We start from the raw sequence: 3,124 nt of genomic DNA, 5'->3' as shown, positions 1-3,124 counted from the left end.
ACGCCGCCCCGTCCCGCCGCTCGTTCCTCGCCTGGACCGGTGTCGCCGGCGCCGCGGCCGCCGTCGGCGCGGTGGCCACCGGCACCGGCGTCGACGCCGACGCGGCACCCGCGGCGGCTGCGCGGACCACCGCGGCGCTGCCGGACTTCACGCCGCTGCGCGCTCCGGCGGTGCCACTGGCCGTCCGCTCGCCCTATTTGTCCACCTGGCTCGCCGCGGACAACCTCGCGGGCACCTGGCCGACGTTCTGGACCGGGCGGATCACCGCGATGTCCGGCATCGCGCGCGTCGACGGCACTTCGTACGTCTTCCTCGGCAACCCGCTCATCGGCGGCCGCAACCCGTTCCCGACGATGCGCCAGACGTCGGCCGCCGTCACCGCGACCCGCTCGACGTTCGTGCTCGAGCAGGGCGGCGTGGAACTCACCGTCGTCTTCCACTCACCGGTCGAGCCCGGCGACCTGCGCCGGCAGTCGATGCCGCTGTCCTACATCACCGCCACCGCGCGCAGCAACGACGGTCGCGCCCACCAGGTCGGGCTGTACTTCGACATCAGCGGCGAATGGTCGTACGGCGACACTGACGCGAAGATCACCTGGGACACCGCGACCACCAGCACTGCGAACGGCACGCTGCGCAGCCTGACCAGCACACCGGATACGCCGAAGGTGCTGGCCGAGGAGAACGACACCGCGAGCTGGGGCACCGTCGTCTGGAGCGCCGTCCAGCGCAAGGGCGTCAGCTGGCAGATCGGGCAGGACGCCGTCGTCCGCGCGCAGGCCGTCGACAACGGCGTGCTGAGCAACAGCGTGGACCCGGACAAGCCACGCGCGATCTCCGACCGGTGGCCGGTGTTCGCGTTCTACGCCGACCTCGGCACCGTGCGCGGCGCGACGGACCCGTTCACCGTGAGCATCGGACACATCCGCAATCCCGCAGTCAGCTACCTGGGCACCGACCTCGCGCCGCTGTGGACCACGTATTACGACAGCTGGCAGGCCATGGCCGCGTTCTTCCACGACGACCACGACGCCGCCGTGCGTGGCGCGAAGAAGCTCGACGCGAAGATCTCGCGCGACGCCACCCGAGTCGGTGGCGCGAAGTACGCCGCACTGTGCGACCTCGCGTTCCGGCAGGCCTACGCGGGCACCGAACTGGTCGTGCGCGACGGCAAGCCGTGGGCGTTGCTGAAGGAGATCTCCAGCGACGGCAACGTCTCGACCGTCGACGTCACGTATCCTGCCGTCCCGGTCTGGCTCTACGCCGACCCCGCGTACCTCGGGCTGGTCCTCGCGCCGCAACTGGCGTTCGCCGAGACGGGCGGGTGGAACGAGCAGTACGCCGAGCACGACCTGGGCGCCAGCTACCCGAACGCCAGCGGTTCGGCCCCGGGCAACACCGAGCCGATGCCGGTCGAGGAGACGGCCAACATGCTGATCATGAGCGCGGCCTACGCCGATCGGCTGTCGGCCAAGGACGCGCTGTCGTTCGCGACGACGCACTACGCGCAACTGAAGAAGTGGGCCGACTACCTCGTCGGGAACGCGCTCGACCCGGGCTTCCAGAATCAGACCGACGACTTCACCGGGTTCATCGGGCACAGCGTGAACCTCGCGCTCAAGGGCATCGTGGGCATCGCCGCGATGGGCAAGCTCGCCGCAGCGGCCGCGAACCACGCCGACGAGAAGAGCTACCGGTCGACCGCGCAGTCCTACATCGCGCAGTGGCGGACGAAGGCCACCGACACCGACGGCGACCACCTCAAGCTCGCGTACGACCAGCCGGGGACGTGGAGCCTGAAGTACAACGGCTACGCCGACACCCTGTTGGGCACCGGCCTGGTGCCGGCGGCCGTCGCCAGCAGGGAGGCCGCGTGGTACCTCACCCGCGCCAACACCTACGGGGTGCCGCTGGACCTCCGGCACACGTACACGAAGGCCGACTGGGAGATGTGGACGGCGGCATGGCTGCACGACCACGACGACATCCGTGACCTGCTCATCGAGAGCACGTATGTGTATGCGAACACGACGCCTACGCGCGTGCCGCTCTCCGACTGGTACGACACGACCACGGCCAAGCAGTCGGGCTTCCAGGACCGGCCCGTCGTCGGTGGCCTGTTCGCGCTGCTCACCGTCGGCCGCTGAACCCGGCCGCCCGATAGCCTGCGTGCGTGCCGGACGCCGCCGAGACCGAACACGCCGACGACCTCGCGCTCGCGCTGCGCCTCGCCGACGCCGCCGATGCGATCACGATGCAGCGCTTCGGTGCGAGCGACCTGCGCGTCGACACCAAGCCGGACCTGACGCCGGTCAGCGACGCGGACCGCGCGGTGGAGACCGCGATCCGCGATGCGCTGCGCGACGAGCGGCCGGCCGACGCAGTGTCCGGCGAGGAGTTCGGCTCGACCGGCGACGCCGCGCGGCGTTGGGTGCTCGACCCGATCGACGGCACGAAGAACTTCGTCCGCGCGGTGCCGGTGTGGGCCACGCTGATCGCGCTGCTCGACGGTGACGACGCCGTGGTCGGCGTGGTGTCCGCGCCCGCGCTGGGCCGCCGGTGGTGGGCGATGCGCCACGGCGGCGCGTGGGCCAGCATGTTCGGCGGGACACCGCGGCGGTTGACCGTCTCGCACGTCGGGGAACTCGGCGACGCGAGCCTGTCCTACGCGTCGCTGTCGGGCTGGGCGCAGGCCGGGCGTCGCGACGCGTTGATCGCGCTGACCGACCGCGTGTGGCGCACCCGCGCGTACGGCGACTTCTGGTCCTACATGCTTGTCGCGGAAGGCGCCGTCGATCTCGCCGCGGAGCCCGAGCTGTCGCTGTGGGACATGGCGGCGCTCGCGCCGATCGTCACCGAGGCCGGCGGCCGGTTCACCGGGTTGGACGGCGTCGACGGCGTGCATCGGGGCAACGCCGCGGTGAGCAACGGCCTGCTGCACGAGCAGTTCCTCACCGCGCTGCATGCCTGACCGCCTGACCGCCTGACCGCCGCAGCAATCCCCCGTGATCAACAGTAGGTAATGCGCACCCCGACGCGCATTTCCTGCTGTTGATCACCGAGGGTGGTGGTGGTGGTGGTGGGGCGAGCGAGCGGGCGGGCGAGCGGGCGAGCGGGTCAGGGC

2 protein-coding genes are annotated in these 3,124 nt (G+C 71.2%); both read left to right on the top strand.

Annotation, left to right across the window (positions count from 1 at the left end; all coding sequences use genetic code 11):
• A partial coding sequence (locus ACFFCN_RS18545) for a glutaminase domain-containing protein (RefSeq protein ID WP_375494084.1) occupies positions 1-2,147 on the top strand: 2,147 nt, incomplete at its 5' end.
• Positions 2,148-2,173: 26 nt separating this feature from the next.
• Complete coding sequence (gene hisN / locus ACFFCN_RS18540) at positions 2,174-2,971, top strand: histidinol-phosphatase (RefSeq protein WP_375494082.1); 798 nt, start codon at positions 2,174-2,176, stop codon at positions 2,969-2,971.
• Positions 2,972-3,124: the final 153 nt, after the last annotated feature.

It is taken from the genome of uncultured Jatrophihabitans sp. (assembly GCF_964246335.1).
Lineage (GTDB): Bacteria > Actinomycetota > Actinomycetes > Mycobacteriales > Jatrophihabitantaceae > Jatrophihabitans.
Note: the sequence above shows the minus strand (reverse complement) of the source record. Positions and strands in the feature narration are given on the sequence as shown.